This window comes from Pseudoflavonifractor sp. 60 (assembly GCF_009911645.1).
Classification (GTDB): Bacteria; Bacillota; Clostridia; order Oscillospirales; family Oscillospiraceae; genus Lawsonibacter.
In genome coordinates, this window is record NZ_QWKI01000109.1 from 1 (window position 1) to 24,876 (window position 24,876).

Sequence of the window (24,876 nt, forward strand, 5' to 3'; positions counted from 1 at the left end):
AAGCCTTGCTTCGCAGGGCCCCACAAGCGGCGAAGCCGCTTGCCCCCTTTGGCAAAGGGCGGGGGGTGGTTATTAGGCAGACTATCTTCTATTTCAGATTTCAATGCGAAGCAGCGCCAGCATCTATGGGGAAAAGAAAAAATCGAACAAAGTTTTGAATTTTTTCTTGACAGAATCGAACGTCTGTTGTATATTCTAAGTAGAACAGATGTTTTTGAAGAAGGGGAAAAAGTCCGTTTTTTGGGACATACCTCAGTCTATACTAACCCCAATAACAGGGGCGGAGGGATGACGAATGCAGACCATGTACTACAAAACTTCCAACTTTATTCAGCACAAGGGCAATGTGGTGGACCTGGAGGAGTTCCGGCAGAGGGCGGCTCTGGCCCAGCGTGACAGCCTGGCCCGCCAGATGGAGGAGTTTGAGGAGAGCTGGGAGCAGGAGGAGCCCGCCTTCCGTCCTGTGGTGCTGACATTAGACAAGAGGACCCGCCGCCGCCTGCGCAGGGAGCGGAGGGCCTGGATGCTGGACGCCTGTGCCAGTGCTGCGGTGGTGCTGATGACGCTGGTTTTTATCCTCCGGGTGGTGCTTTAGGGGGGCGGCAACGGCTTGGCGATTTCGTCGAATTTAACACAATTATTGCAGATAACGCCGGAGATTTTTCTCTGGCGTTTTATTATTTACATTTTTTTAAAACTTTTTGAACGGGAAGCGGGAAAAAGGGGTTGACGGGAGGCGGGAAAACGTGTATATTGTTGTTACCATTTTGTAACTCTTTTTTCACGTTTGTCATTTTTCCATGAGACATAAGAGGTAACGACCATGAAGCATAAGAAGCGCCGGCATAGGACCGGAAAACAGCAGAAGGAGTCTGTGCAGGCGCCTTTGGAGCAGCGGAAGGAGACTGCTGTCCGGCAGAGCGAGGTCCCGGCGGAGAAGAAGACGGATATCCCGAAGGTCCCGGAGCAGAACTCATCCCGTCCCCAGGCGGCCCCAAAGCAGAGCGCGCCCCGCCCCCAGGCGGCCCCGGAGCAGAGTGCGCCCCGCCCCCAGGCGGTCCCAGAGCGGAGCGCGTCCCGTCCCCAGGCGGTCCCGGAGCAGAGCGTGTCCCGTCCCCAGGTGGCCCCGGAGCAGAGAGTGAACCGTCCTCAGGCGGTTTCGGAGCGGAGAGAGACCCGTCCCCAGACCAGACCCCAGAGGCCGGGATGCGAACCGGTTCAAGATCCCTCTGCCGCCCGCAGGGAGGAGTGGAGACGCCGTCTTCAGTCCGCAGCGGAGTGGAGCCGTATCCACATCCGCCGCTGGACCCACCTGTTCCACTCCGCTGCCGCTGGAAATGTGGCGGTGGGACCGGTGTCCTTCCTGCTGGTGGCGGCGGCCCTGGGCACGGCCCTCACCCTGACAACCCTCTATTCCACCAGCTACGCCGTGATTGTGGACGGCCAGGAGGTGGGCGTGGTGGCCGACCAGAGTGTGGTGGACCAGGCCATTCAAGCGGTGGAGAGCCGGGGGACCCAGCTGCTGGGCTATGACTATCAGGTGGAGGGGGACATCGACTATACATTCGGCCTAACCCTGAAAAGCGATCTGAGTCAGGAACGGGATATCAGCCAGTTCTTTTACCGGCAGCTCAACGAGGTCAGCGACCAGCTGCGGGCCTATGAGGTGACCCTGGACGGCCAGGTCATTGGTACGGTAAAGGACGAGACCGCCCTCAACACTATGCTGGACGGCATTAAGGAGCAGTATATTACAAAGTATACCGTGTCCTCCGGCTTTGTGGAGGACCTTTCGGTGGAAACGGTGTATGCAGTGGACAATCTGGTGGATGTGAGCCAGATTGAGGAGGCCCTCAAGGCCAATACCACCGGTGAGACCACTTACACCGTGGTCAAGGGCGACACCTATAATGGCATCGCCTACCGCAACGATATGTCCCTCAGCGACCTGATGGCCCTGAACCCCAACGCCAACATCAACCGGCTGATGGTGGGGGACGTGCTCAACGTGAAGGAGGTGGTCCCCGCCCTGTCCGTTCAGACCACCGAGCGGGTCACCTATACCGAGCCCATCGAGTGCCCGGTGGAGACGGTGGAGGACAGCTCCATGTATAAGGGGGACTCCAAGATCGTGACCCAGGGCGAGGAGGGCGAGGCCCAGGTGGAGGCCGACGTGGTCTATGTCAACGGCTATGAGCGGGAGCGTACCGTGCTCAGCAGCGTGACCCTTCGGGAGCCCACCACTACGGTGAAAGCCATCGGGACCAAGGAGAAGCCCAAGACCGCGTCCAAGGGCACCTTCATCTGGCCCACCAGCAGCCGGCGCATCAACTCCTACTTCGGGGGGCGGAAGATTTTCGGAAGCTCCAATTACCACTCCGGCCTGGATATCCACGCCACCTACGGTGAACGCATTAAGGCGGCGGACGGCGGCACCGTTACCTTTGCCGGGTACAAGGGAAGCTACGGTAACTTGGTCATTATAACCCACGATAACGGGATGCAGACCTACTATGCCCACAACTCCAGCCTGTTGGTGTCGGCGGGACAGAAGGTCTATCAGAGCCAGGCCATTGCTAAGGCGGGCAGCACGGGCCGTTCCACCGGTGTACACTGCCACTTCGAGGTCCGGGTCCGCGGCACGGCGGTGAACCCCCTCAATTACCTGAAATAACACGAGAGGACGCCTCCCACACCAAGGGGAGGCGTCCTTTTTTGCTGACGGAGGGCTATGGGATTTCCCACAACTGCTCTGTCACGTACTGCTTGCCATATGTGGCGTCATAGAGGAGGTGGGTGAGCAGGGACAGACCCAGGCCGTCGGAGCCCTGACCGGGCGGGTCGGAGGACAGCTCTCCCCCGCGGCTCAGGTGGTAATTGGCGCTGTCCACGACCCGGGTCTGGGACAGTTTGTAAATGAGCCGCCAGTACAGGGGCAGGTCAGAGCCTGCCAGCTCCAGAAGCTGACTGCCCAGGTAGTGACAGCCGGTGTCGTATCGGCTGCCCGGATCCCCGGGGAGATAGCTGGGGTCGTTGGACCAGATGAGGTAATCGGTGGTGTAGAGGTGGGCATAGTCCTCCAGAGCCCAGCCGTCCATGCTCCAGGGGGCCAGTCCCAGGGCGGAGTAGGCGGTGCCGCCGGTGGACAGGCCCAGACCGGCCAGGTGGTCGCCGTAGAAGACAATGACCACCGGCTCCTCCCGGTCCCGGAAGTAGTCGGTCAGCTTGACCAGGGCCTCGCTGGCGTTGTGCAGCCCCTGGGTACACACCAGAAAGTGCTCCGCTGCCTCCCCCGTCAGGCCGGACTGGCAGGTCACCGTCATCTCCTCGGGACGGAACTTGTCCAGGGGGTAGGGTGTGTGGTTGCCCATGGAGCTGCCATAGAGGAAGACCGGCCCCTCCCCTGCCCTGGCCTCGAACTGGGCGATGAGCAGGTCGGAAAGCAGGTCGTCAGAGAAATATGGGCCCACCTTGCGGGAGATCATATATTCATTATAATTCTCCGCCTGGGCCGCCGGGGGGTAGATCTCTGCAAAATCCTCACAGAAGTAGATGTCCTGAAAGCCCAGGGAGCCAAAGTACTCCCCCCGGTTGTATACCGAGTCGTTGTACATGTGGACCATAGAGGTGTAGTAGCCCTGGGCTTGGAGCAGAGCGGGGACGGCGGGCAGTCTGGAAAAATACTCCTTGGGCCAGCTGTTCTCCGGCTCGTTGTCCAGCAGGCCGGAGTTGATGCCGGTGAGTACCTCCAGCTCAATGTCACAGGTGCCATAGCCAAAGCCGCGGCTGCCAAACTTGCCGGAGATCCCCTCCTCTTGCAGGGCGTGGAAGCCGGCAATGGGGTCCTCCGGGAAGGACAGCCCATCAATCTGAGTGATATCATAGAAGGATTCGGAGAGGATCAGAATGATATGGGGCTGCCGCCCCTCCTCCCCTCTGGGGACGTTGGCATAGTCCTGGGTCTGGGCCAGGACCTCCTCCATATACTCCGGGGAGTACTCCTCCGAGACCCTCCGGTTGCGGCTGCAATAGAAGGCGCGCCACAGTCCCAGGGGGACTCCGCAGGCGCTGTTGGCTGTGGCCTGAGACATGGCCTGATTGATATCCGCCCCCATAGCGGGGTAGACCAGGGGTTCCGCTCCAAGCCAGAAGAGGGCGTGGAGGGCCAGGGCGCACAGGGGGGCCCACACCAGAGCGCTCCAGGTCCAGTTCAGCCGCAGGGGTCTGGAGAAAAACAGGCACAGCACCAGCCACACCGTTCCGGCGGCGATGGCCTGCACGCTGCCCCCACGCAGGACCAGGGAGGAGCTGTTCAGACCGGCAATGCTGGCGGCCTGGCCAATGAGAGAGAAGTCGGCCAGGAGCAGGGGGATCATGGTAATCAGGACCTTGAAGTAGTTGACAAAGGACAAAATCACCACAACCAGGCCCACCATGAGATTGCCCGCAAACAGGCTGTTGCACAGGAGGGTCAGCCCCAACACCCACAGGGCCAGAAAGAGGGCGGTAAGGCCGAATTTTTCCCGGCCCAGCAGGGTCCAGACACCGGGGAGGGACTGGATCTCAATGAGGAAGGCCAGCCCCGTCCACAGAATACCCGACAGCAGAGCTGCCAGCACCGCCAGGGGCCACCGCCACCGGGGCGGCGGGGTCAGGCGGTTTTGTAGGATTAGGATGTGGGACATGGGGTCAATAGGACAGCTTCTCCTCCAGCCAGCCCTTCAAGTCGCTGATGGGGATGCGGACCTGCTCCATGGTGTCCCGGTTGCGGACGGTGACGCAGTGGTCGGCGGGGGTGGAGTCGTCCCCCACGGTCTGGAAGTCCAGGGTTATGCAGAAGGGGGTCCCGATCTCGTCCTGACGGCGGTACCGCTTGCCGATGGAGCCGGTGTCATCGTAGTCCACCATAAAGTCCTTGGACAGCTGCTGATACAGCTCCTGGGCGGGGCCGGAGAGGACCTCCTTCTTGGACAGGGGCAGGATAGCCGCCTTATAGGGGGCCAGGGCGGGGTGCAGATGGAGGACGGTGCGCACGTCGTCGTTGCCCTTCTTGTCCTGCCCCACCACCTCTTCGTCGTAGGCGTTGCACAGGAAGGCCAGCAGCATCCGCTCCACGCCCAGGGAGGGCTCGATAACATAGGGGATATAGTGCTCGTTCTTCTCCTGGTCGTAATAGGTCAGGTCCTTGCCGGAGGTGTTCTGGTGGGCGGTCAGGTCGAAGCTGGTGCGGCTGGCGACCCCCCACAGCTCGCCCCACTCGGTGAAGGGGAAGGCGAACTCGAAGTCGGTGGTGGCGTTGGAGTAGTGGGAGAGCTCCTCCGGGTCGTGGTCCCGCAGGCGCAGGTTCTCCTCCCGGATGCCCAGGTCCAGCAGCCACTGGTGACAGAAGTTCTTCCAGTAGGCGAACCACTCCAGCTCAGTGCCCGGCTGACAGAAAAATTCCAGCTCCATCTGCTCAAACTCCCGGGTGCGGAAGATGAAGTTGCCCGGCGTGATCTCGTTGCGGAAGGATTTGCCGATCTGGCACACGCCGAAGGGCAGCTTCCTTCTGGTGGAGCGCTGGACGTTGACAAAGTTGGTAAAGATGCCCTGAGCGGTCTCGGGGCGGAGGTAGACGGTATTCTTGGCCTCCTCGGTGACCCCCTGGAAGGTCTTGAACATCAGGTTGAACTGGCGGATGTCGGTCCAGTTGAATTTGCCGCAGGTGGGGCAGACGATGTTGTGCTGGTCGATGAACTCCTTCATCTGGGTCTGGCTCATGGCGTCCACGCTGTGGTCCAGGTCGAAGCTGTTCTCCTGGCACCAGTCCTCAATCACCTTGTCGGCACGGAAGCGCTCGTGGCACTCCTTGCAGTCCATCAGCGGGTCGGAGAAGCCGCCCACGTGGCCAGAGGCGACCCACACCTGGGGATTCATCAGAATGGCGGCGTCCAGACCCACGTTGTAGGGGTTTTCCTGGACAAACTTCTTCCACCAGGCCTTCTTGATGTTGTTTTTCAGCTCCACACCCAGGGGGCCGTAGTCCCAGGTGTTGGCCAGGCCGCCGTAGATCTCGCTGCCGGCGAAGATGAAGCCCCGTCCCTTGCACAGAGCTACGATTTTTTCCATGGTCTTTTCGCTGTTTTTCATTGTGACAACACTCCTTTTCATGTCTGGCTCAAGGCAAAAAAACGCCCCAAGCCGCAATTGGCTCAGGGCGAACAATACTGTCCGTGGTTCCACCTGAATTCGCGCCTGGCTGACGCGCACTCTGTCCCGGTAACGGCGGGGACCGGCAGGGCATTTCCTCCCTGCGCTCCAGGGCGCCTTCCCGCCGGGCCGTCGGAGGATTTTCACCGTACATCCTCTCTCTTGGCTCCAGGTCCCGGGGTACTCCTCCCTGTCGTCGCTTTGTAGCTCCCTATTTTATGCCACTTTCCCTCCTCTGTCAAGAGGGATTTTTTGCGATCCCTTTTCTTCTTCGTGTTGATGGACGCCTGTAAATTTTTTCAATCATCAAAATGACGAAACAAGCAGCCGCCCGACATGGACGGCTGCCCGATAAACTGGAATTGATATTGCCCGATTTTAAGGGGAGTTATCCCTTGCCATTGGGCGTTAATAAAGTCCTCCAAAAGCCTTGCAAATAAAGGATTTTTCGCAGTGAGTTCGCCTTATCCCTTTATTCAGTTTCACACGATGTTACCCTTGTCCTGACTGCTCATAAGGGCAAAAGCAAGGGAAAGAAAATCCCGTAACATGATATAACAAAGTGTGGTAATTAGAGAACTGTGACGTATGTGCGAATATATTATACTGGAGGACTTCAAAATGGACAAGTACATTTTTGACGAGAACAACGGTTTATGGTATGAGCGGCAGGGAGACTACTACATCCCCTGCTTAACCATACCAGCAGAGGAAGAACAGCCCATCGGTCTGTGGGGTCGGCGACACTTGCGGTACATCAAGGAACACCGCAAGGCCCGCTACACCAGTTTGCTGTTGAGCGGCAAGCTGAGCAGCTACCTGGCTGACATTGACCAACAGGCCGAAGACGTGCTCTCCCGGCTGGTGGAGCAGATGGCCCAGCACCAAGGCATAACGGAACAGCTCAAAGCAACCGACCAAATGGCGTGGGTCGTCAGGATGAACAATATTGGGGCAAGCGCAATAGAGATTGTATACCGAGAAATCATATATGCGTAAATCAAAAGCAAAATGGCGGCAGAGATGATTCTTTGCCGCCATTTTATCTGCCGATCCGAGAAAAATTTTAGATTACCACGTACAGGGCACATTATATCAACAGAAATCCGGCTTGACTATCTTTGTCGTATCTTGTAAAATGTTCACAATTAGATTAATTTTTTTAATTTAATTTTGCCTATGGAAAACAAGGAGATATGCTGGAATGAGATATGCTGTCGATCGGTACATACTTGGCCACGAACGGGAGGTTGCTGCTAAATCATTCTTGCCGCTTTCATATATTCCAAGCAGAAAGGAACGCTTTTTTTGCCCGGAATGTGGGGAAACCGTTTTTTTTCGCGCCAAAGGCGATGGGGAATTCTACCATCAGAAGCAGACAGAAAGTACCCCGGAATGCGATAAGCGCGTAGATGGCCGCTCTGGATTGTCCCTATATGAGCGGACAGGACTTTCCATGTACATCGTTCCCAATACCGGAGAACGGTATTGTTTGGGAATATCCTTTCCGCCGCTGGGTAAACAAACATTGGATCTTGTGACACGACAAAAAGCAAACGTTCGAGTCATAGCCGGTGGACAGGAATGCAAGTTTAGGGTGAGTTCCATTCTTTTCTCTGCGGATCAATCAACGTTGCTACCTGTGGATTTTATCCCGCCTGCCGATGAGAATTATACCATTGAGATTCGGAACACTGAAGGTGTTGCTGGCATCAGGCAAAAATGGACCAACTACGCCGATGGATTTGAAATAGGTGGAGCACTTTTCCAATACAGTGAGGAAAGCGGAAGAAAGATTCATCGCGGCGATGGTATTTCTTCTGGAAAGCAATATTATCTGGTAACAAAGCAGCCATATTCTTCACCCTATCCAGAAATACAAACTAATCGTATTGGCTCTATTCGTCTGAAGAATGGCGAACTTACTGTCAGCAAACTAACCATCAATGTGTCTATAAAGGATACCAATCGGTACTTATTAATTAACAACTATTTTAGATCCAGGTTTGGCGTCTGGCTTTTGGAGACAACTCCGGAACTGACAACCTTATGGCCACCTACTGCATTGAAGCAAGATGCACAAGCTCCCGTAGCGTCAGCAACAAAAAAGCTGTATTGTTCTGTGTCCAGCGGGAACGATACACCGAACGTCTATTTTTATCTTGGGAATTCGGTTTCCCAACTAAATGTTGTGAAAGGCAGCATCATTTTGCCATTTCATAGCTCTGAAATAGCGGTTTCAATAGATAGGAAATATGTGGGCCGGGAGGTGTTTTACCGAAGATCATTACGATCCTCTCATACCTTTTACTATGAGTTCAGCATGGAAGACAGCAGCGGAAATATTGTTGACTGGGAAACCTTTACGCAGGCTTCGCTTTCTATGGTTAGATCAGTGAAAGCAAACGCAAAGATGGAGCTAATAATCGGATGTAAGGGCCATGTTTATCAGCATGTGACGATTAGGGAAGGCAGTACCCCAATGCCTGCCTTGGAGTACCCCGAAGATGTTTATTGGGTTGTTCAGGAGCACAATGAGTATAGCGTCTTCTTCTACTGCCATGCAAAGGAAAACACAAGTACGACACAGTTAAATGAACTCTGTATTCTCTCTGATTTAAGGATGCATCGATATGGTCCGTTAGTCCCTGCACCTGTATGGATGGCCCAGCTTGTAAGAGACTACAGCAAAAAAGGAAATGTCGAACTTGCGAGATTTATCTGTAGTGAAATTAGTGGTGGAAAAATCCAATTGGGGCTATTAAAAGCCCTATTTCCCATGGGGAAAATTAGGATAGGAGAGGATTCAAAATGATTCAGCCTGCTTTATCTGCTCTCCTTACGGATGGAGAAGTCGAGTATTTATGTGAGCTAATTACACCGAAGGAAATCAAACTCTATTTTCAAAAAAATCCTGCTGCTTTTGTTGAATTGCAATCCGGATTCCGTGCAAAGGCGCTAACCGACCAACGGGCTATCGATCTGATAGTCAGAAATCGGCATAGAAATTTCGTGGCTACATTTCTCAACTCATTTGTCGAAACATGCCACAAGAGGATTCATGACAAAATGATATCTCTTCAAGAAAACGGCGCTACCACTGATGTGGCTATGATACAGGCCCTAGCTGGTTCGCATGTTTTCTCTGGTCATGTTGAACTGTACTTTAAGCTTGAAGGTAATTCTGTTCCAGAGGAATATGTCTCTCTTATCAAGGCCGCAGTAACACTTCTATGCGCAGAGAAAACTGAAAGAGAGGACAAACAATCTTCAGGTACGGAATTGGCTAATTCATTAGAGCGTGTTCAACGCGAACTGGCGGAAGAACGTGAAGCATATGCGCATACACGAGAAAACCTTATCGCTGACAAGCTTGTGCTCCAGCAGGAACTGGGTCACAAACAAGATGAATTGTCCGAAGCTGTCACAAAAATAGCGCAAATGCAAGCCGAACTGGAGCGGTTTTACCGGCGGGAGGAGTATGCTGATATTCTACAGGAAAACGAGGCATATAAGGAATATCAACATACTTCTTTGTGTCAGGTTACTCTTAACAGCTATGGGCAAATATGGCTTAAGCGATTGGCGGACATATACGACAACCGCTTAATACCGTTTCGGGTTGATAAATCGATTCCCTATGGGTTTGAAAACAGGGATATGCTTTACAAAAACGATGGTCCATCTGCTATAAACTACTTTGGGATTTGGCATTGGAACACAACTCCCAGGGAAGATGATCCGGGAAAAGACCGCATTGACTCAGCATTTGATGCCAAGATGATGCCTATTGAAATAGTAGTTCTTTCTGGTTGCACAAAGCAGGAAGATATTGCCACGCGGCTTTTGGATGGTATTCCATCGGAAAAACTCGGGAAGAAAATGTTGATTTCCATGTTGCTGGTAGGCGAACAATATTCCGGTTTGCTATGTAACATAGATGACTTTAATATACAACACGGGATTGCAAAACTAAAAAAGTCTGTTTTTACGTTGCCGTCTTTTCATGTCAATATTCGGAATACGCTTATCATAAACACCAGAATATTTTGCCAAAACTTGACTTTAGATCTCCCCACAGAGATTATAAGTGTAAAAACCCCACTTGCACTGGTGAAAGATATCATATTGTCCAAAACAAAGGTGAGTACTCTTCAGCAACAGGGCCTTGGTGTAAATGAGGCACGGAGATGTTTGGCCTATTTGCGGTCATTGGAAACATCGACCCTATATGACGAGGTAGCTGAAAATTACGGTTGCTCGATTGAGGATGCCCAAGAATATGTGTCTGAGTTCATTGAGCAGGCCGAAAAATCCTTGAACGGTTCTGATATTAATGCTGATGTTCTGTCTGCAGTAATCGAAAGAAACAGCGCACTGATGTCCAAATGCAAAGACATGCTTTACGAAGAATGGTCTGTTGAAAATGAGGAACAACTTCGCATAGCTCAGCAGACGTTAGCGGAAGCAGCAAAAGAAACTGAGCAACAACGTCAGGACGCGGCCGTATTGAAAGACCAGCAGGATAATTTGCGGCAGCAAATGGAAACGCTTCAGTCTGAAATTAGTAAGAAGGAAGCATTGGCCAGCGCCGTGGAGGAAAAGGTTGCTGGCCGTATTGCTGAGGCTCGCCAAAACGCAGCAGATTTTATTAGTGATTTGGCATTCACATCACCTGTGAATGCCAAAAGTTCTGGACATAATGGAACTGCACTATCGGTTTTCGTTCGTCCAGTCAATGCAAGTGAAATCGCTGCTACGATCACGGATTTATCTGATTTTGAGGATAGTCTGGCTGAGAATTTTGAATGCTGTGGTTACTCTGAGGAACGATCCGTAGAGCTTTCGCAAATTCTCTCTTTCTCCGTTGGCCGACATATTCCGATTATCTGTGATTCTAATTCAGAAGTAATTGCGGATTGTCTCGCTGCGATGTTTGGATTGAATGGTGCTACATCGATTCATATTTCAACTGGAAAGCCTTGCTGTACTGAATTATGCGATCTTTTGCGTCAAAAAAAGGATGCATCTTCTCCCCAAGTGTATCTCATCAACGGCGCGTTGGACGCTTATTCACCCAATGTTTTTAATGGGATTTTGCAAAATACCTGTAACTTAGATAAATGTATTCTGATTTTTTCTAGCGAGGGTACGCCCACGGAAGCCTTGCCTCCTGCTATTTGGAGTCGGACCATGTTTGTTGATGGAGATATTGGCCTCATACATCTCCCGCAGGGTAATCTCAGGGTATTTGAGACAGAACTTGCTTTTTGCCAAGAGTTGAGTCCGGACAAGCTGAAAGAAAAGCGGAAGCAGCTCAAGCCATTTGCACAAATTATTAGCAATCGTGCATTACTGAACTATTCCTGTTTCATGGTTTCTACAAACAGTTCTATCCAGTCAGATATCTGTATTTTAACCCAGCTCCTACTCAGTGCAAAGGCCAGCGGAAATCTGGAAAACCTTTTGGGACAGTTCAAGGAGAACGGAATAGATGTCGAAAAAGGCGAGCTTTCCAGGTACTTGTGAGGCACAGTATGACAGATGAAATGATGGCTGCAATGGCTACTGACTTGAATATTCGTCAGTTCGTCAACGAGAACCAACCGCAGTTTATAAACCGGCTTCTTTATTCTGGTATGGCCTGCTGGATTAAAACTGCCGCAATGGATGCTCCTATTACGTTTTCACTATCTCCCGACCAAAATACAAATCGTCAGGAAACTAAGGGCGTAAGCCGAAGGCACATTCTGGATCGATGTGACAGCATCCTCACAGAGATGCTATGTAGGTTTCCTGCCTCAAAGTTATGGTTTGAGACAACCCCCGGAAATGAAAAGGCAATTCAATTAATCCGCTCTCGCCTCGTCCGTCACGGGGATTTGCTGAATGTAGGCTTCCAGACAAACTTGACCCTTGCCCCTGAGTCGGTCATTCCGCTTAATCCTGATCTGGAATGCGGAAAGGGTTACTTACTGGACACTTCTTTCTCTTATTCAGGGATCGCTATGATCCGTAGACAGCAGACAGAATATCTCTTTAAAGAAAATGATAGGATAGATTCCTGTAAATGGTTGAAAAATTACATCAAGTCGGCTTGGTGGAAACCGGCCAACCTGCCAGAAGATGTAGAGTATTTTAATCCATTCCGTAAAGTGAGGTCCAATTATGGATGCTGGCAGGATGTTCCGCCTACTCCGGTAGAAGGCATTGTTTTTGCCAGGCGCACTGCTAGTCTGCTTCCTACCGAGTATTTGCTTATAAAGCCTGGAGAGAAAGCAAAACTTCATCGTATCGATTCATTCCTTCGCGAGACAGGGGAATACCGACGTTTTCAATTTGCTTTTCGAAGAGTAGCTGGCAATGATCTTGCCGCAGATGTGAAGATATATCAAGATCATATTCACTTGAAACTCAGATTTTATCTCCCGGAATGGGAAAACAGGTTGCTGGAATCTTTTGCCTGGCCATGCAATTCTGTATCGGACAAGTTAGAGTGGGATATGCCGTTGTCAATCTGGGCCTATATAAAGATATATTTAGAAAAATTAGGAATTGTTGTCAGAGAGGAAATGGCAGATGGATAACTATAGTGTACAGAATACCCATGAAACTATTAGGAAAAGGCTGCTAACCTATATCACAACCGAGTATTTGGGTAAAAACGATGCCCTTAGAGCTGCTTGTGAACAGGAACTCCAAGAGAAGGGCATTCTTTATCAGGAACCATATATTGAGGCGAACCGTGCATATTCTGTCGTTGAAAATGGCATTGAATCTGCTTCAGTGGACGCGGATTCAAAAAGAATTTTGACTGGCATGGCAAATCGAAATCTTGGCGTATTTTCCAATCCTTATAAGCACCAAATTGAAGCACTGGAAGCGTTCAGCAAAGGTGAGGACATTTTGGTTTCCACTGGCACGGGTTCCGGTAAGACAGAATGTTTTATGTGGCCCATTGCAGTAAAGCTGACGTTGGAGATGATGCGCTCTCCCAAAACCTGGCAGCAGCGAGGTGTCCGGGTTATCATGCTCTATCCGATGAATGCTCTGGTTTCGGATCAGATGGGCCGATTGCGCCGTATGATTGGCAATGGACAAGGTGGTTTTCACGATCTGCTTAGGGAGTTGAAACTGGAAGGAAGAGTTCCCCAATTCGGGATGTACACTGGTCGCACACCTTATTTTGGGAATAGCGATAAAGGAAAAAACAGAGATCTAGCAAGAACTTATGAAAAAGATATTATAAAGCAAAGTGATGAAGTAAAGGCAAAACTGGCCGAGTTGGGGAAACTTCCATCCAAGAAGGATTTTTCAGCATTTGTTGACCGATTGAAGATGAATGCGCCAGTTTTAACGGATGCGGAAGACGCAGAACTGGTAACTCGGCAGGAGATGCAGATGTATTGCCCGGACATCCTGATCACCAATTATTCCATGCTGGAGTACATCCTAATGCGGCCGATTGAAAAGGATATCTGGGACAATACGCGTGTTTGGCTGGACAGCGATCCGCAGAATAAACTCCTTTTCGTATTGGACGAAGCACATATGTATCGCGGTTCTTCCGGAGGAGAGGTGGCTCTGCTGATACGAAGGGTCCTGCACAAGTTGAGCATTGATCGAAGCCGGGTTCAATTCATTCTCACAAGTGCCAGTGTTCCTCCAGGACAGATCGAGGAAACAAAGGTGTATCGCTTCGCCTGCGAACTGACAGCACAGACCTTCCAGAATAATCGGTTTCGTTTGATACGGGGAACAGAGGAATCGGTTGTGATATCTGGCTCGGAATTTGATCCAAAGGTTTTATTTGATTATGATCTGGATGCGTTGCAGTTGGACGGTGACAAAAAAATTACGGCAATCAAGGATTTTGCAAAGCGTGTAGGAATATCAATACCTGATAGTTTTGCTGATGAAGCCGCCATAAAATGTTGGCTATATGAGTCTTTGAAAACTTGTAACCCCATGCTGCGTATTATACAGAAGAGCCGTGGGAATGCATCCAGTTTTGTGGAACTGGCAAAGGAAGCATTCCGTGAGGCCCCCAAGGATGTTGCGGAAAAGGCAACAGAGGTTCTGCTGGCCATTGCTCCCTTTGCGGAGAATGCCAGTGGCAATGTACTTTATCCGGCCCGGTTGCATATGCTGTTCCGCGGTATGCAAGGACTTTTTGCCTGCTCCAACCCTAACTGCACCAAGTTACACCAGAATTTAAGCTTTGGACATGTTTACCTAAAGAAGCCAGGGATGCGTTGTGAATGTGGAGGATTGATTTATGAGCTAATCAATGAACGCTCGTGTGGGGCGCTGTTTCTCAGAGGCTATATGGATGATGGTGATAGTGCAGAACCATTTGTGTGGAGTACTCCTGGAGTTCAGCTAAATCATAGCATCAAGGAGAGCCATTTTTATATTGTGCCGGATGACGGCAGCTACAGAAAGGACGAGCATAAAAACATTCAAATAGCTTGGCTGAATGCCATCACGGGAAAGCTAGATAGGTATAACGACCACACCGGAGCACCTAACTATATTACAGTCGCTTATTGCCAAACGCCCTCTAAAGAACATCCCAATATCTGTACATTCAAGACTTGCCCTAAATGTGCCAAACAGCGATTTGCTGCAACGGATTTTTCCACAAAAGGGAATGAGCCCTTCTACAATGTGGTGTTTGAACAATTCTATGCTCAACCACCTGTTCCGAAATATCGTGATTTAGTAAATCAAGGAAGAAAAGTGCTACTATTCTCTGATAGCCGACAACAAGCAGCCGTATTAGCACGGGATCTTACCAGTGCCGCAGATGTAGACGCCATGCGAAAAGCTCTAACATTAGCTGCAAAAGAGCTACAGGAGTGGGCCAAAGATGGCGAGGATCGTTATCCAACGCTCAGCCTCTTATATGTTGTGTTTTTGAAGGTAGCTTATGAGCATAAACTATGTTTCTTCTATGGCGATGACGAGAAAGATCTTGCAAAAGCGTTGCAAGATATGGGCGATTATTACGATCGGAAGAAGGGGGAAATTAAATACCGTGCCGCAGCAAAACAAGGCTTTGCAACATCTGTCCCAGATCAGTTCTATGAGCACCTGTTAAGACAGATGTGCAGTAATTTCCGCTCACTCACCGATGCAGCTCTGTGCTGGCTAGAACCTTGTAACGATGAAGACGACATATTCGATGATATTGAAGACGCGCTTCAAACAGCAAACGTTCCCTTGACATTGGATCAATTCAAGGAGCTATTTGCTGCATGGGCAATGGAAATCATGACCTCACAGTATGCATTGGGATCTGAAATTGACGATGATGTCCGTAAAAAAATCACATCGTATCCAAGACTAGGAGTAGAAGATGAAAACAAACTTCCGATTCGTATCCGTGCCATGTTGGAAGTTGCTGGATTTACAACTCCTCAGATCGACGTTATAAAAAAGCAACTTTCGCTTTTCCTAGCTAAGGGAAAGAATACAGCCTGTAAGTACCTCAATTTAAACATGGTTACTTTGCGCTTTGAGGAGGATCATGAATGGTACAAATGTCCTCGATGCAGCGGGGTCTTCCCATTTACTGTATTTGGAAAGTGTGCTCATTGTGGGAAGGGTACCCCGTCACTTATGACGGATATTGAACTGCACGGCTTAGATTTCTGGCGCACCTCTGTGCTACGGGCAGTTCATGGAGATCCTCAGGCGTTGATGACTCGGATAAACACCGAAGAGCATACTGCACAGTTGTCTCATAAAGACCAGAAGCAAAAGACTTGGTCAACAACCGAGGATTTTGAAATGCGGTTCCAAAATGTTCATACAGGAAATGACCGCCCTGTGGATGTGCTGAGTTGCACGACCACCATGGAAGTCGGTATCGACATTGGTTCACTGACAGCTGTGGGGCTGAGGAATATCCCGCCCGCCCGTGAGAATTATCAGCAGCGCGCCGGACGCGCCGGACGGCGGAGTGCAGCTATTTCCACGATTGTTACCTATACAGATAACCGCCCTCACGATGGTTATTATTTCAACAATCCAGAGAAAATTATTTCTGGTGATCCGCGCACTCCCTGGATTGATGTGGCAAATGAAAAACTTGTCAAGCGTCACTTCAATGTAATTTGCACAACAGAGTTTTGTGATAAGGTTGGGATCAGTGCGGACCAGATTGGTATTTTTCAGTTTTTGGACAACTACTATCAAGATTTTATAAAATATATCTCGGACGCACACACATTGAGCTATGATCTTACCTCGTTGATACCAGAAGGCGTCTCGTTTCAGATAGTTGATTATAAAAAGAGCTTCCTGGATCAACTTGCTACACTCAAAGGAAAAGTTGAAGACGCTCCTGAGCAGTATAGAACCGATGATGGAGATGAAAAAGCTTTGTTGGATTCGTTCCTTGAGGGGGGTGTTTTCCCAACATATTCTTTCCCCAGGGATGTGGTGGGATTCTATATTGAGGACTATAACGGCTCTGAGATTAAAGAGAAGCCGGAACGGGCCTTGGATTTTGCTATCAGCGAATATGCACCTGGCCGTGTCGTTGTAGTCAATAAAAAGACATATAAATCTGGAGGAATTTATAGTTTCCATTCAAAATTTGCTGCGAATGAGCAGGAGCATCCAGCACGGCCCTATTTCGGAAGTAGAGAGTACTTCAAACCGCTCTATTTCTGTGATGAAAAAAGCTGCAACTGGATGGGTCTTGAGTTGCAGACTACTTGCCCGTTCTGTGGAAGTTCCAATATTAAAAAGCAACATTTATTGAAACCATGGGGATTTGCGCCAATAAGCGGAACAAAAGCAAAAGAAGTATACGCAACTGCAGATATGTCTTATGCAGAAACGCCCTGCTATTCAATTACGCCAAAAGATAGCGAAATGGAAATGCCCGCTGATTTTGCGCATTTGCGATTCTCTAGGCGCTCGGATGACCCGTTGATTATCGTGAACAAGGGTGTCGGCTCCAAAGGCTTTTCCGTTTGTATGGACTGTGGCGCTGCAGCTCCAGCGGACAATAATACTCCTCTGGAAAGACTGCCGAAACCCTATCGACATCCTCACAAGTACTATCAGTGCCACCACGATGGAAGCGGTATTGCTACGGTATTCCTTGGACATCAGTTTAGAACAGATCTAGTTGTATATGAAATAGCTTTGGATTCCACAAAAATCAACATTGATGTGCGGGGATTGTGGATTACCAGGGCTGGGCAAACCTTGGCAGAAGCGATGACCTTGGCTGGTGGCCGGCTGTTGGATATTGAGTTTAATGAAATCAAAAGTGGTTATCGGCTACGTTATGCGCCAGACGGAAAAACAGCATATGTAGATGTATTCCTATTTGACAGCCTTTCTAGTGGAGCGGGATATTGCGCTGCCCTAGCCGATATGCCAAAAAAGCTGTTTCAAGAAACCAGATTGGTGCTGGCCGACTGCCCGTCAAAATGTGGGAGTGCTTGTCATGACTGCCTGATGCACTATTGGAACAAGCGTCATCACGATGTTTTAGACCGTTTTGCTGCTATTGATTTGTTGGATTGGGCGGAACAAGGTATCCTGCCCGACAGTCTGTCCTTTGAACGGCAACGACAACTGCTGGCACCCTTGAAAGCGCTGGATAGCGACCTCCAATTCTCCGACGATGGTATTAGGCACTATATTGGCCAGGGTAAAAGCAGGAGAGAAATTGTTGCATATCCAGCTATGTGGAGTGGGGAAATTGATCTTCTCCCTCCAGATGCTGTTTGCATCTCTGATAAGCTTTTAGAATATGCACTCCCCACAGCAGATACCGAAATCCGAAGAAGAGTTGCTTTATAAACAAATTGTCCTAGTATTTTTGAATGGCCCCAGACGCAGAATTGATGTTGTAGCTCAAACAAGGGGTAAGCATCCTATGAGGGTGATGTAGGATATATTGAAGTCGGTAGCGGCAAGCAATGCGCCGGTATATACCCGGCGCGTACTTGTTGGTGGCTGACCGCCCCCAAACCCCTGTAAAACCGGGCGCACTTGCGCCCGGTTTTTTAAGCCACCTTCGGCGTCTGCTGCTACCCGCAGGGAGAGAAAAATCATTACCGCGCCTCCTGCTGGCGGTCACGATTTTTCTCTTTTTTGGTCACACCCAAAATCCGATCCACGTTGTTTTTTGCGGTGAGCAGTTCTATCATTTTTGCCTTTGCCTGCTTGTACTCCGGATACCGTTTTCTGTTCTCTGTCTGCAACATGGCATACTCCTGTTTCAGCGATTGCATAAGCGGAAGTTTTTTCAAACCGAGGGAATTGAAGTATTGCTTTGCCTCTTTACAATCTTCAATTTCTCTGCAATGCTGCTCGTAAAACTTGGCCTGTTTCCTACCTGTCAGTTTCCGATATTGGGCGTAAACTTCACGGGTCTTGGAGTACGTTCCGATATGCCGTTGCACTTCAGAAATGTCTTTCATTCTCTGCTCAGCGGCTTTCATCTGAGCGCCCAAATCGTTGAATCTCCGAGATGCCGCAGCACAAGCTTTTTCCAATTCTCCCAAATCAGTCAGATTGTTTTCCTGTAAGTACATGACCGTCTTTGCCATCTCTTTGAGATTGAAAATCTTCGCCCACCGCTCAAATCCGGGAGAATTGATCCGCTGCATTTTCGCTTGAATATCAATCAGCAAATTGGGCTTGGACTGTGCCGCCGCCTTTGCCTTGGGAGCGACAATTCGCTTGCCGGAAATTCGCTCCATAATCGCCGCTTCGGTGTAATCGTCACCGAGAGAATCACAGCGGACAAACCGCTTGCCGTTAGGAATTTTGGACGCCAGATGTTTGCCCCGCTTTACCTCCGCTCCCGTCGCTTTCATCGCGGCGAGGAAGCTGTCAAAATCCTTGCAGCCTTGACCGAGGGCGGTGTCGATTATCTGCTCCAACTGTCCCCGGACGGTAGGCGGCTTGTCCTCTCCCAGCCATGTGCCGTAGCTGCCCCGGCTGGGCTTCGGCTCCGCAATCACCGACAGCCCATTTTCCAGGCACAGCATATCGGAGATTTTGCGAATCGCAAAAGAGGATCGCCAGAAGTTTCGGAATTTTCTGGTGCAGTCCAGGGCAGTCGAGTTGAACACGATATGTGAGTGAATGTGATGCTTGTCCACATGGGTACAGACGATAAAAGCGTGGTTCCCTTTCGTCAGCGACATAGCGAGGTCATAGCCGATCTTGTTCGCCAGTTCCGGCGTGATCTCTCCCGGTTTGAAGGACTGCCGCAAATGGTAGGCGATCACGTCATTATCTTTCCATTCCCTGCCGGTAAAGACGGCGTACTGCCATTTGGAAAATAGAAATTCCTGGTCAGCGATAGTCGGATTGCATTGATAGGCCGTGACCAGATCACCGCCATTAGTTTTCTCCGGGTTCTTCACATAGTCCGTCACCCGGCTCAGGGCCTCCGCCACGGTCCGACCCTTGCCGCTGTGCAGGGGCATCAGTCGTGTTGCTGCCACTTGCCCTCCTTGACTTGCTTGACAAAATCCTGCATCATCTCACAGCAGGAATCCGCGAGACTTTCCAATTCAGCGATTTCCGGCTGGGATAAGGAGGAGATCGCGTCCTCGTAATGCGGCTGGCGGTAGGAATCCATTCGCCGCTGAACCTCGCGGATCATTGCTCTGTAATCCGAAAGGAGCAGTTCGGAATCAGCCAGAACGTGTTTTGTAGGGTCCTTCAGCTCCGCAACACTTTCCAGAAATTCCTTGCTCTGTTTTGATTTTCGCGGCGATTTTCCCTGCTCTGGCTCGTATTCATCCACAGATCGAATTTGACCGGACGCAAGCAGAATAGCCGCTGTTTTCTGCTTTGCAGGCTCTAAACGTGCGAGTTTGGCTGCGTTGCTCTGAGAGAGTTTGTACTTCGGGAAATTATGAAAAACCTCCCGTGTTTCCTGCGTCAATCCTTTCATCGTCTGCATCGTCCGCTCCACCGTCCGGGCCGAAACTCCCAGCTTAGCGGCGGTGTCCTGTGCAAAGGATTTTGACGTGGGCGACATTTTGTCGCTGACGTGCTTGCCGGTAGCCCGGTTCATCCCGGCGGCCTGGGCCGTTCCCGCCTTCGTCTCTGGATGAAGGGATTCATAAATTTCCTTGCGCCGTTCCAGCAGTTCCCCGTACTCTATCGTAGACAGCGCCGTGCGGACAACATTCTCGTCGATCTCTGCCAGCTCTGCTTGCAGCCCCTCCAAACCGCAGACCGTACACTCGATCTCCGTCCAGCCCAGCCGTTTCGCCGCTTCCAGCCGGTGCAGACCTGCAATAAGCGTGTGATCCGGGTCAACTGTAATCGGATTCAGAAGTCCAACCTCGGAAATGCTGCGGACCAATTCATCGATTCCCTTTAAGCTGGCATCCCGTCTCCCTACGCCTATTTTGATTTCATTGATTGCGATTTTCATCTAAACACCTCCGTCTGATAATCATTTTATCTTGGAAAGCCGTTCCAAAATGTTCCCGAACAGCCCGCTGGTTTCTATCAATCTTGTCTTGATCTCGTCCACTTCGTCAGGATAGACCGCGCCGCCGGAGTTGACCCGGCGGGCGATCTGATTTACGTTGTTGGATATGTACCGCAGAAGTTTGGCGCACTCAGTTAGTTCCGAGATTTGCAAATGGACTGTATAGCCGTCAATACACATCTTTCTGATGTAGGCGCTCATGTTACGGATATTCGCCAGTGCCATTCTCTGCTTGATCAACTCCCGTTCCTCGTCTGTGACCTTGAAATAGATACCACCGCTTTTTGCCATCCTGTCACTCCACGCTCCGCACATCATCCCTGACCAGGAGATTCCGTCCCTGGTTGGCCGCCATGAACCGTTCCAGCGTATCGCTGCGGATAATGGCCTTTCGCCCAACCTTGAGGACAGGAATCTTTTTCCATTCCACCAGCTTCCGCATGGTGTTCCTCCCGATACCGCTGCACTCGGCGGCTTCCTCAATTGTCATACCCATCTTGATCGTTGCTATTGGTATCACGCTCCCTTCAATGTACTTGTTTTGCAACTCTCGCTGGTTTATTATAGTCAGTTTGCTGCTGGTTGTCAACTCGTTTTAAGCGTATCTAATAAAATTTTTTGAAAAATAGAGTTGCAATATGATTTCCTTTGTGATATACTCATATTCGATAGGAGGTGACACCACTTGCAAAACAACACACCATTCACATCGGAACAGGTAGGACACCGCATCAAAGAGCGCAGAAACGACCTTGGAATCTCCATGCCGGAACTCGGCAGGAGGGTAGGCGTGAACAAGTCCACCATCCAGCGATACGAAACGGACGGCGTAGACCCGAAACGCACCATGATTATCAACGGGTTGGCGGAGGCGCTTCTCACTACCCCAGAATGGCTGACGGGACTGTCTGAGGAAAAAGAGTACAGCCCCAAAACACTCTGCCAGATGGATATAGAGAAGCACATCTCGGCCTATCTGGACGAGTTGATGACTACTGTGCAGGGCGAACCGCGCCAGCAGCTTTTGACCACCTTCCTGGGCCAGATCGTGGACCTCTACTCCGTGCTCTGCGTCCACTTCGCCAGGGCGATGGAGGAAGCTGATCGTATTGCGGCGGACGAGGGCCTAAAGCAGTCCCTCATGCGGTACGCCATTGAATCCGGGGATATCACAGAGAAGGTCTACCGCAAAGAGATGGAGGCCCCCATTGAGGACATGAAACGCTTTTTGGACGGGCTTTACCACCTCTACGACCAAGGCCGTGACAAGGTAAAGATGGGCGACCTGCTGAACATCAGCGCAGAAGCCCGCGAACGATTGAACGAGCAAAATTCCGTGGCACCTTGACAACAAAAAAGCCAGCTACTATACTGGCTGGCGTGACATGATTGAACGCACATCATACGTCACAGTTCCGATTGCCGCGGATAGAAAGGAGTTTTATTTTAATCTATGGCAAAAGGTTCTGTGCGCAAAAAAGGTAAAAAGTGGTACTATCGGTTCTATATTGAGGACGAGAGCGGAAACCGGGTGCAGAAGGAGTGCCCCGGCACCGAAAGCAAGTCCGAGACAGAAGCCCTTCTCCGTAAGGCAATGGAGGACTACGAGGAAAAGAAGTTCGTGGCGAAGCCGGACAATCTAACGCTGGGCAGTCTCCTTGATCTGTGGGTCGAGGAAGAACTGAAACCCGGAAATCTGAGCAACGGCACCGTGATGGCCTACCAGGGGACAGTAAACCGCATCAAACAGCACCCAATCGCTAACCGAAAGCTGAAAAGCCTCACCGCTGACCACTTGCAAGCGTATATGGACTTTCTCAGCTTCGGCGGGACAAACCCGGACGGCACAGAGGCCAGGGCGCTCAGTAAAGGGTACTTGCGGCAGTATTCGGCGGTCCTGCAAGGGGCGTTCCGCTTCGCGGTGTTCCCCAAGCGGCTTATCAGTTTCAATCCCATGCAGTATGTGGTCTGGCGGGGTCGAAAGGAAGAATACGAGTTATTCTCCGAGGAAGATGGCGATACGTCCTCCACGCCAACCCTTACCCATGAGCAGTTCCGGGCATTGGAGGATTTCTTGAAAAAGAAGGAGAACCCGGCTTTGCTCCCCATCCAGATCGCCTACTACACCGGACTTCGCATTGGGGAGGTCTGCGCCCTCACCTGGCAGGATATCAACCTTGATGAGCAGTATCTGACGGTACGGCGGAGCATTCGCTACAACGGGGCGAGACATAAGACGGAGATCGGAGCCACCAAGCGGAAAAAAGTCCGCACGGTAGACTTCTGCGATACGCTGGCGGCGATCCTCAAAGCGGCCAAACGGGAGCAAAGCAAGAACCGCCTGCGTTATGGGGAACTTTACAGCTTCAACTACTACACCGAAGTCAGCGAGAAGGACCGCACCTACTATGAGGTCTACACCCGCCCCGGTGCGGAGGAAGTGCCGGAGGAGTATAGGGCTATATCCTTTGTCTGCCTCCGGCCTGACGGGGCCATTGAGACACCGGGGACGGTGAGCATCATGTGCCGTCAGGCGAAGAAGAAGGTAAAGGGCTTGGAGAACTTCCATTTCCATATGCTCCGTCACACTTTCACGAGCAATCTCCTGTCCAATGGGGCGGCGCCGAAGGACGTGCAGGAACTTCTCGGACACTCCGATGTCAGTACCACGATGAACATTTACGCCCACTCTACACGGGAGGCCAAGCGGTCATCCGCAAGGCTTCTGGACAAAGTGGTCGGTGGGAAGTAAAAACTTTCCCTTGTTTCAGCCCGTAAGGGCAAAAACAAGGGAAAACACATAAGGTTTGAACTTGTAATCGGAGGAAGGCCCTGATATATCAGGATTTTTAGAGGATTTACCCGATAAATTGGAATTTATCTTTCTAACTTAACAAGATATTCGGTGGTATCTTCTTCAAACTTTTTCTGACCTGTCAAATGAAAGCCATGCCTTTGGTAAAAAGAAATTGCCCTAATATTTTTTTCTAATGCCCATAAATTATTTGCATGGAGTTCTTTCATTGCAAATTCAATCAGTTTATTGCCAATTCCCTCGCCTTGAAAAGACGTATCTACATATAATTTACAAATTTCTGTTCCGTCCATTTGAATAAAGCCCTTTATCACCACATTATCAAATACATATATGTTTTTGATAATTTCATCTTTTTTGAAGTAATTATCTACTAATGAAACAACTTGCAGCTCCCCAAAGGAAAAACTTTCATCTTTGAATATAGGAAAAAAATTTATCCGATTATTGAATACATATATTTCAGCTACTCTTGATAAATCATCTATTATTGCTTTTCTAATATACATCTTTTGTTTCCTTTACAAATTCTGATTTGTCGAGCTGATTATATCATAGCCAAAATTCATGTTCAAGCCTGCGTTGGTGAAATCACCGACGGGCAAAGCTGTCAACACAGAAGAGAAAAGGGATTTTTTGCGTTTCTTCAATTCGCAAAGCAGAGAAAATTTGCAGCGCGGGCCGGGGTCGTTTCACCTTGTGATGCCGCAGGAGCGCACAAGCGGCGAAGCCGCTTGCCCCCTTTGGCAAAGGGGGCCCTTGAGCGAAGCGAAGGCGGGGGATTGTCTTAGGAAAGCTGCTTCAATTTGAGTGTTTAAGTAGAAGAAGTGCTTACAAGTCAATCCCGCCCCTGCTTCACAGGGTCATAAAGGGGCAGGCTAGGGTCGTCCCACCCTCCAAAATATTTACCTTTAAAATTCATGGAATATTTATTTTCCAAATGTGCCCGGATGTGATATAATGTTTCCATCTTGTAATTTGGGGAAGTGTGCCCCAAAATAAGGGGGAGGAAGGGAAATGAGAAATCGAGTGGCGGTTACCATTGGCGGAAAGGAGTACACCATGGTAGCTGCGGAGGACGAGGTCTATGTCCGCCGGTGCGCCGAGCTGGTGAACCAGCAGCTTCAGGAGGTGACCAGAGACGGACGTCTTTCTCAGGCGGACGCGGCGGTGCTGGCGGCCATGAATGTGGCGGACCTGCTGCTGAAGGAGCAGGAGGCCGCTGAAAACCTGCGCCGTCAGGTGAAGGAGAACCTGGAGGAGGCAAACACCCTGAAGCTGGAGCTGTCCGAGGCCAAGCGAGAGATTTTTAAGCTGGGAAGCAAAAAATAAGCTCTGTCCGCCCGGCGGCACAGTCGGGCGGATCCGATTTCACACAGGA

At 50.4% G+C, this 24,876-nt stretch carries 17 protein-coding genes; 10 read left to right on the forward strand and 7 right to left on the reverse strand.

Annotation, left to right across the window (positions count from 1 at the left end; all coding sequences use genetic code 11):
- Positions 1–295: 295 nt before the first annotated feature.
- Both D1646_RS12115 and D1646_RS23720 read left to right on the forward strand, forming a co-directional pair.
- On the forward strand, positions 296–595 hold the full coding sequence (locus D1646_RS12115; protein WP_160636709.1) for a hypothetical protein: 300 nt from the start codon (positions 296–298) through the stop codon (positions 593–595).
- A 228-nt stretch (positions 596–823) separates the two neighbouring features.
- Positions 824–2,674 (forward strand): M23 family metallopeptidase, encoded by a 1,851-nt coding sequence (locus tag D1646_RS23720; RefSeq protein ID WP_160636710.1) that lies wholly within the window; start codon positions 824–826, stop codon positions 2,672–2,674.
- Positions 2,675–2,729: 55 nt separating this feature from the next.
- Here the strand turns inward: D1646_RS23720 and D1646_RS12125 are convergent, their stop codons facing one another.
- Positions 2,730–4,685, reverse strand: coding sequence for an LTA synthase family protein (locus D1646_RS12125; RefSeq protein WP_160636711.1), 1,956 nt, complete (start codon positions 4,683–4,685; stop codon positions 2,730–2,732).
- Between the two features lie 4 nt (positions 4,686–4,689).
- Positions 4,690–6,129 (reverse strand): glycine--tRNA ligase, encoded by a 1,440-nt coding sequence (locus tag D1646_RS12130; protein ID WP_160636712.1) that lies wholly within the window; start codon positions 6,127–6,129, stop codon positions 4,690–4,692.
- Positions 6,130–6,810: 681 nt separating this feature from the next.
- Between D1646_RS12130 and D1646_RS12135 the strand changes: the two genes are divergently transcribed.
- The 5 genes from D1646_RS12135 to D1646_RS12155 all read left to right on the forward strand — a co-directional run bounded on the left by D1646_RS12135 (position 6,811) and on the right by D1646_RS12155 (position 18,018).
- A complete protein-coding gene (locus tag D1646_RS12135; protein WP_160636713.1) occupies positions 6,811–7,188 on the forward strand; it encodes a TnpV protein in 378 nt (125 codons plus the stop codon).
- A 205-nt stretch (positions 7,189–7,393) separates the two neighbouring features.
- A complete protein-coding gene (locus tag D1646_RS12140; RefSeq protein WP_160636714.1) occupies positions 7,394–9,004 on the forward strand; it encodes a hypothetical protein in 1,611 nt (536 codons plus the stop codon).
- Positions 9,001–11,718 (forward strand): hypothetical protein, encoded by a 2,718-nt coding sequence (locus D1646_RS12145; protein WP_160636715.1) that lies wholly within the window; start codon positions 9,001–9,003, stop codon positions 11,716–11,718. The genes D1646_RS12140 and D1646_RS12145 overlap by 4 nt, the downstream gene beginning before the upstream one ends.
- 8 nt (positions 11,719–11,726) lie before the next feature.
- Positions 11,727–12,776: a hypothetical protein gene (locus tag D1646_RS12150; protein WP_160636716.1), complete on the forward strand. Its 1,050-nt coding sequence runs from the start codon at positions 11,727–11,729 to the stop codon at positions 12,774–12,776.
- Positions 12,769–18,018 (forward strand): DEAD/DEAH box helicase, encoded by a 5,250-nt coding sequence (locus D1646_RS12155; RefSeq protein ID WP_160636717.1) that lies wholly within the window; start codon positions 12,769–12,771, stop codon positions 18,016–18,018. The genes D1646_RS12150 and D1646_RS12155 overlap by 8 nt, the downstream gene beginning before the upstream one ends.
- A gap of 254 nt (positions 18,019–18,272) precedes the next feature.
- Here D1646_RS12155 and D1646_RS12160 read toward each other — a convergent pair whose 3' ends face one another.
- From D1646_RS12160 to D1646_RS12175, 4 genes are read right to left on the reverse strand one after another with little or no spacing between them, the layout of a single operon-like run.
- Positions 18,273–19,676, reverse strand: a complete 1,404-nt coding sequence (locus D1646_RS12160; protein ID WP_160636718.1) for a relaxase/mobilization nuclease domain-containing protein — start codon at positions 19,674–19,676, stop codon at positions 18,273–18,275.
- The gene (locus tag D1646_RS12165; protein WP_160636719.1) at positions 19,658–20,620 is read right to left on the reverse strand and encodes a ParB N-terminal domain-containing protein; all 963 of its coding nucleotides are present in this window, start codon (positions 20,618–20,620) and stop codon (positions 19,658–19,660) included. Before D1646_RS12165 ends, D1646_RS12160 begins: the two co-directional genes overlap by 19 nt.
- A gap of 21 nt (positions 20,621–20,641) precedes the next feature.
- The gene (gene mobC, locus D1646_RS12170; protein ID WP_160636720.1) at positions 20,642–20,971 is read right to left on the reverse strand and encodes a plasmid mobilization relaxosome protein MobC; all 330 of its coding nucleotides are present in this window, start codon (positions 20,969–20,971) and stop codon (positions 20,642–20,644) included.
- 4 nt (positions 20,972–20,975) lie between these two features.
- Positions 20,976–21,191 carry a helix-turn-helix domain-containing protein gene (locus D1646_RS12175; protein WP_160636733.1) on the reverse strand — a complete coding sequence of 72 codons (216 nt, stop codon included), beginning with the start codon at positions 21,189–21,191 and terminating at the stop codon, positions 20,976–20,978.
- Between the two features lie 174 nt (positions 21,192–21,365).
- On the opposite strand from D1646_RS12175, the gene D1646_RS12180 reads away from it, so the two are divergent.
- Positions 21,366–22,028 carry a helix-turn-helix transcriptional regulator gene (locus tag D1646_RS12180; RefSeq protein WP_160636721.1) on the forward strand — a complete coding sequence of 221 codons (663 nt, stop codon included), beginning with the start codon at positions 21,366–21,368 and terminating at the stop codon, positions 22,026–22,028.
- Positions 22,029–22,133: 105 nt separating this feature from the next.
- On the forward strand, positions 22,134–23,432 hold the full coding sequence (locus D1646_RS12185) for a tyrosine-type recombinase/integrase (RefSeq protein ID WP_160636722.1): 1,299 nt from the start codon (positions 22,134–22,136) through the stop codon (positions 23,430–23,432).
- Between the two features lie 125 nt (positions 23,433–23,557).
- Here D1646_RS12185 and D1646_RS12190 read toward each other — a convergent pair whose 3' ends face one another.
- Positions 23,558–24,004, reverse strand: a complete 447-nt coding sequence (locus tag D1646_RS12190) for a GNAT family N-acetyltransferase (RefSeq protein ID WP_160636723.1) — start codon at positions 24,002–24,004, stop codon at positions 23,558–23,560.
- 508 nt (positions 24,005–24,512) lie between these two features.
- Here D1646_RS12190 and D1646_RS12195 point away from each other — a divergent pair.
- Entirely contained in the window at positions 24,513–24,827 is a 315-nt protein-coding gene (locus D1646_RS12195; RefSeq protein ID WP_160636724.1) for a cell division protein ZapA, read from the forward strand.
- Positions 24,828–24,876 lie beyond the last annotated feature (49 nt).

Coding starts and splice junctions, on each gene's coding strand:
- D1646_RS12115 (WP_160636709.1), top strand. CDS start 296: ATGCAGACCATGTACTACAAAACTTCCAACTTTATTCAGCACAAGGGC.
- D1646_RS23720 (WP_160636710.1), top strand. CDS start 824: ATGAAGCATAAGAAGCGCCGGCATAGGACCGGAAAACAGCAGAAGGAG.
- D1646_RS12125 (WP_160636711.1), bottom strand. CDS start 4,685: ATGTCCCACATCCTAATCCTACAAAACCGCCTGACCCCGCCGCCCCGG.
- D1646_RS12130 (WP_160636712.1), bottom strand. CDS start 6,129: ATGAAAAACAGCGAAAAGACCATGGAAAAAATCGTAGCTCTGTGCAAG.
- D1646_RS12135 (WP_160636713.1), top strand. CDS start 6,811: ATGGACAAGTACATTTTTGACGAGAACAACGGTTTATGGTATGAGCGG.
- D1646_RS12140 (WP_160636714.1), top strand. CDS start 7,394: ATGAGATATGCTGTCGATCGGTACATACTTGGCCACGAACGGGAGGTT.
- D1646_RS12145 (WP_160636715.1), top strand. CDS start 9,001: ATGATTCAGCCTGCTTTATCTGCTCTCCTTACGGATGGAGAAGTCGAG.
- D1646_RS12150 (WP_160636716.1), top strand. CDS start 11,727: ATGACAGATGAAATGATGGCTGCAATGGCTACTGACTTGAATATTCGT.
- D1646_RS12155 (WP_160636717.1), top strand. CDS start 12,769: ATGGATAACTATAGTGTACAGAATACCCATGAAACTATTAGGAAAAGG.
- D1646_RS12165 (WP_160636719.1), bottom strand. CDS start 20,620: ATGAAAATCGCAATCAATGAAATCAAAATAGGCGTAGGGAGACGGGAT.
- mobC (WP_160636720.1), bottom strand. CDS start 20,971: ATGGCAAAAAGCGGTGGTATCTATTTCAAGGTCACAGACGAGGAACGG.
- D1646_RS12185 (WP_160636722.1), top strand. CDS start 22,134: ATGGCAAAAGGTTCTGTGCGCAAAAAAGGTAAAAAGTGGTACTATCGG.
- D1646_RS12190 (WP_160636723.1), bottom strand. CDS start 24,004: ATGTATATTAGAAAAGCAATAATAGATGATTTATCAAGAGTAGCTGAA.
- D1646_RS12195 (WP_160636724.1), top strand. CDS start 24,513: ATGAGAAATCGAGTGGCGGTTACCATTGGCGGAAAGGAGTACACCATG.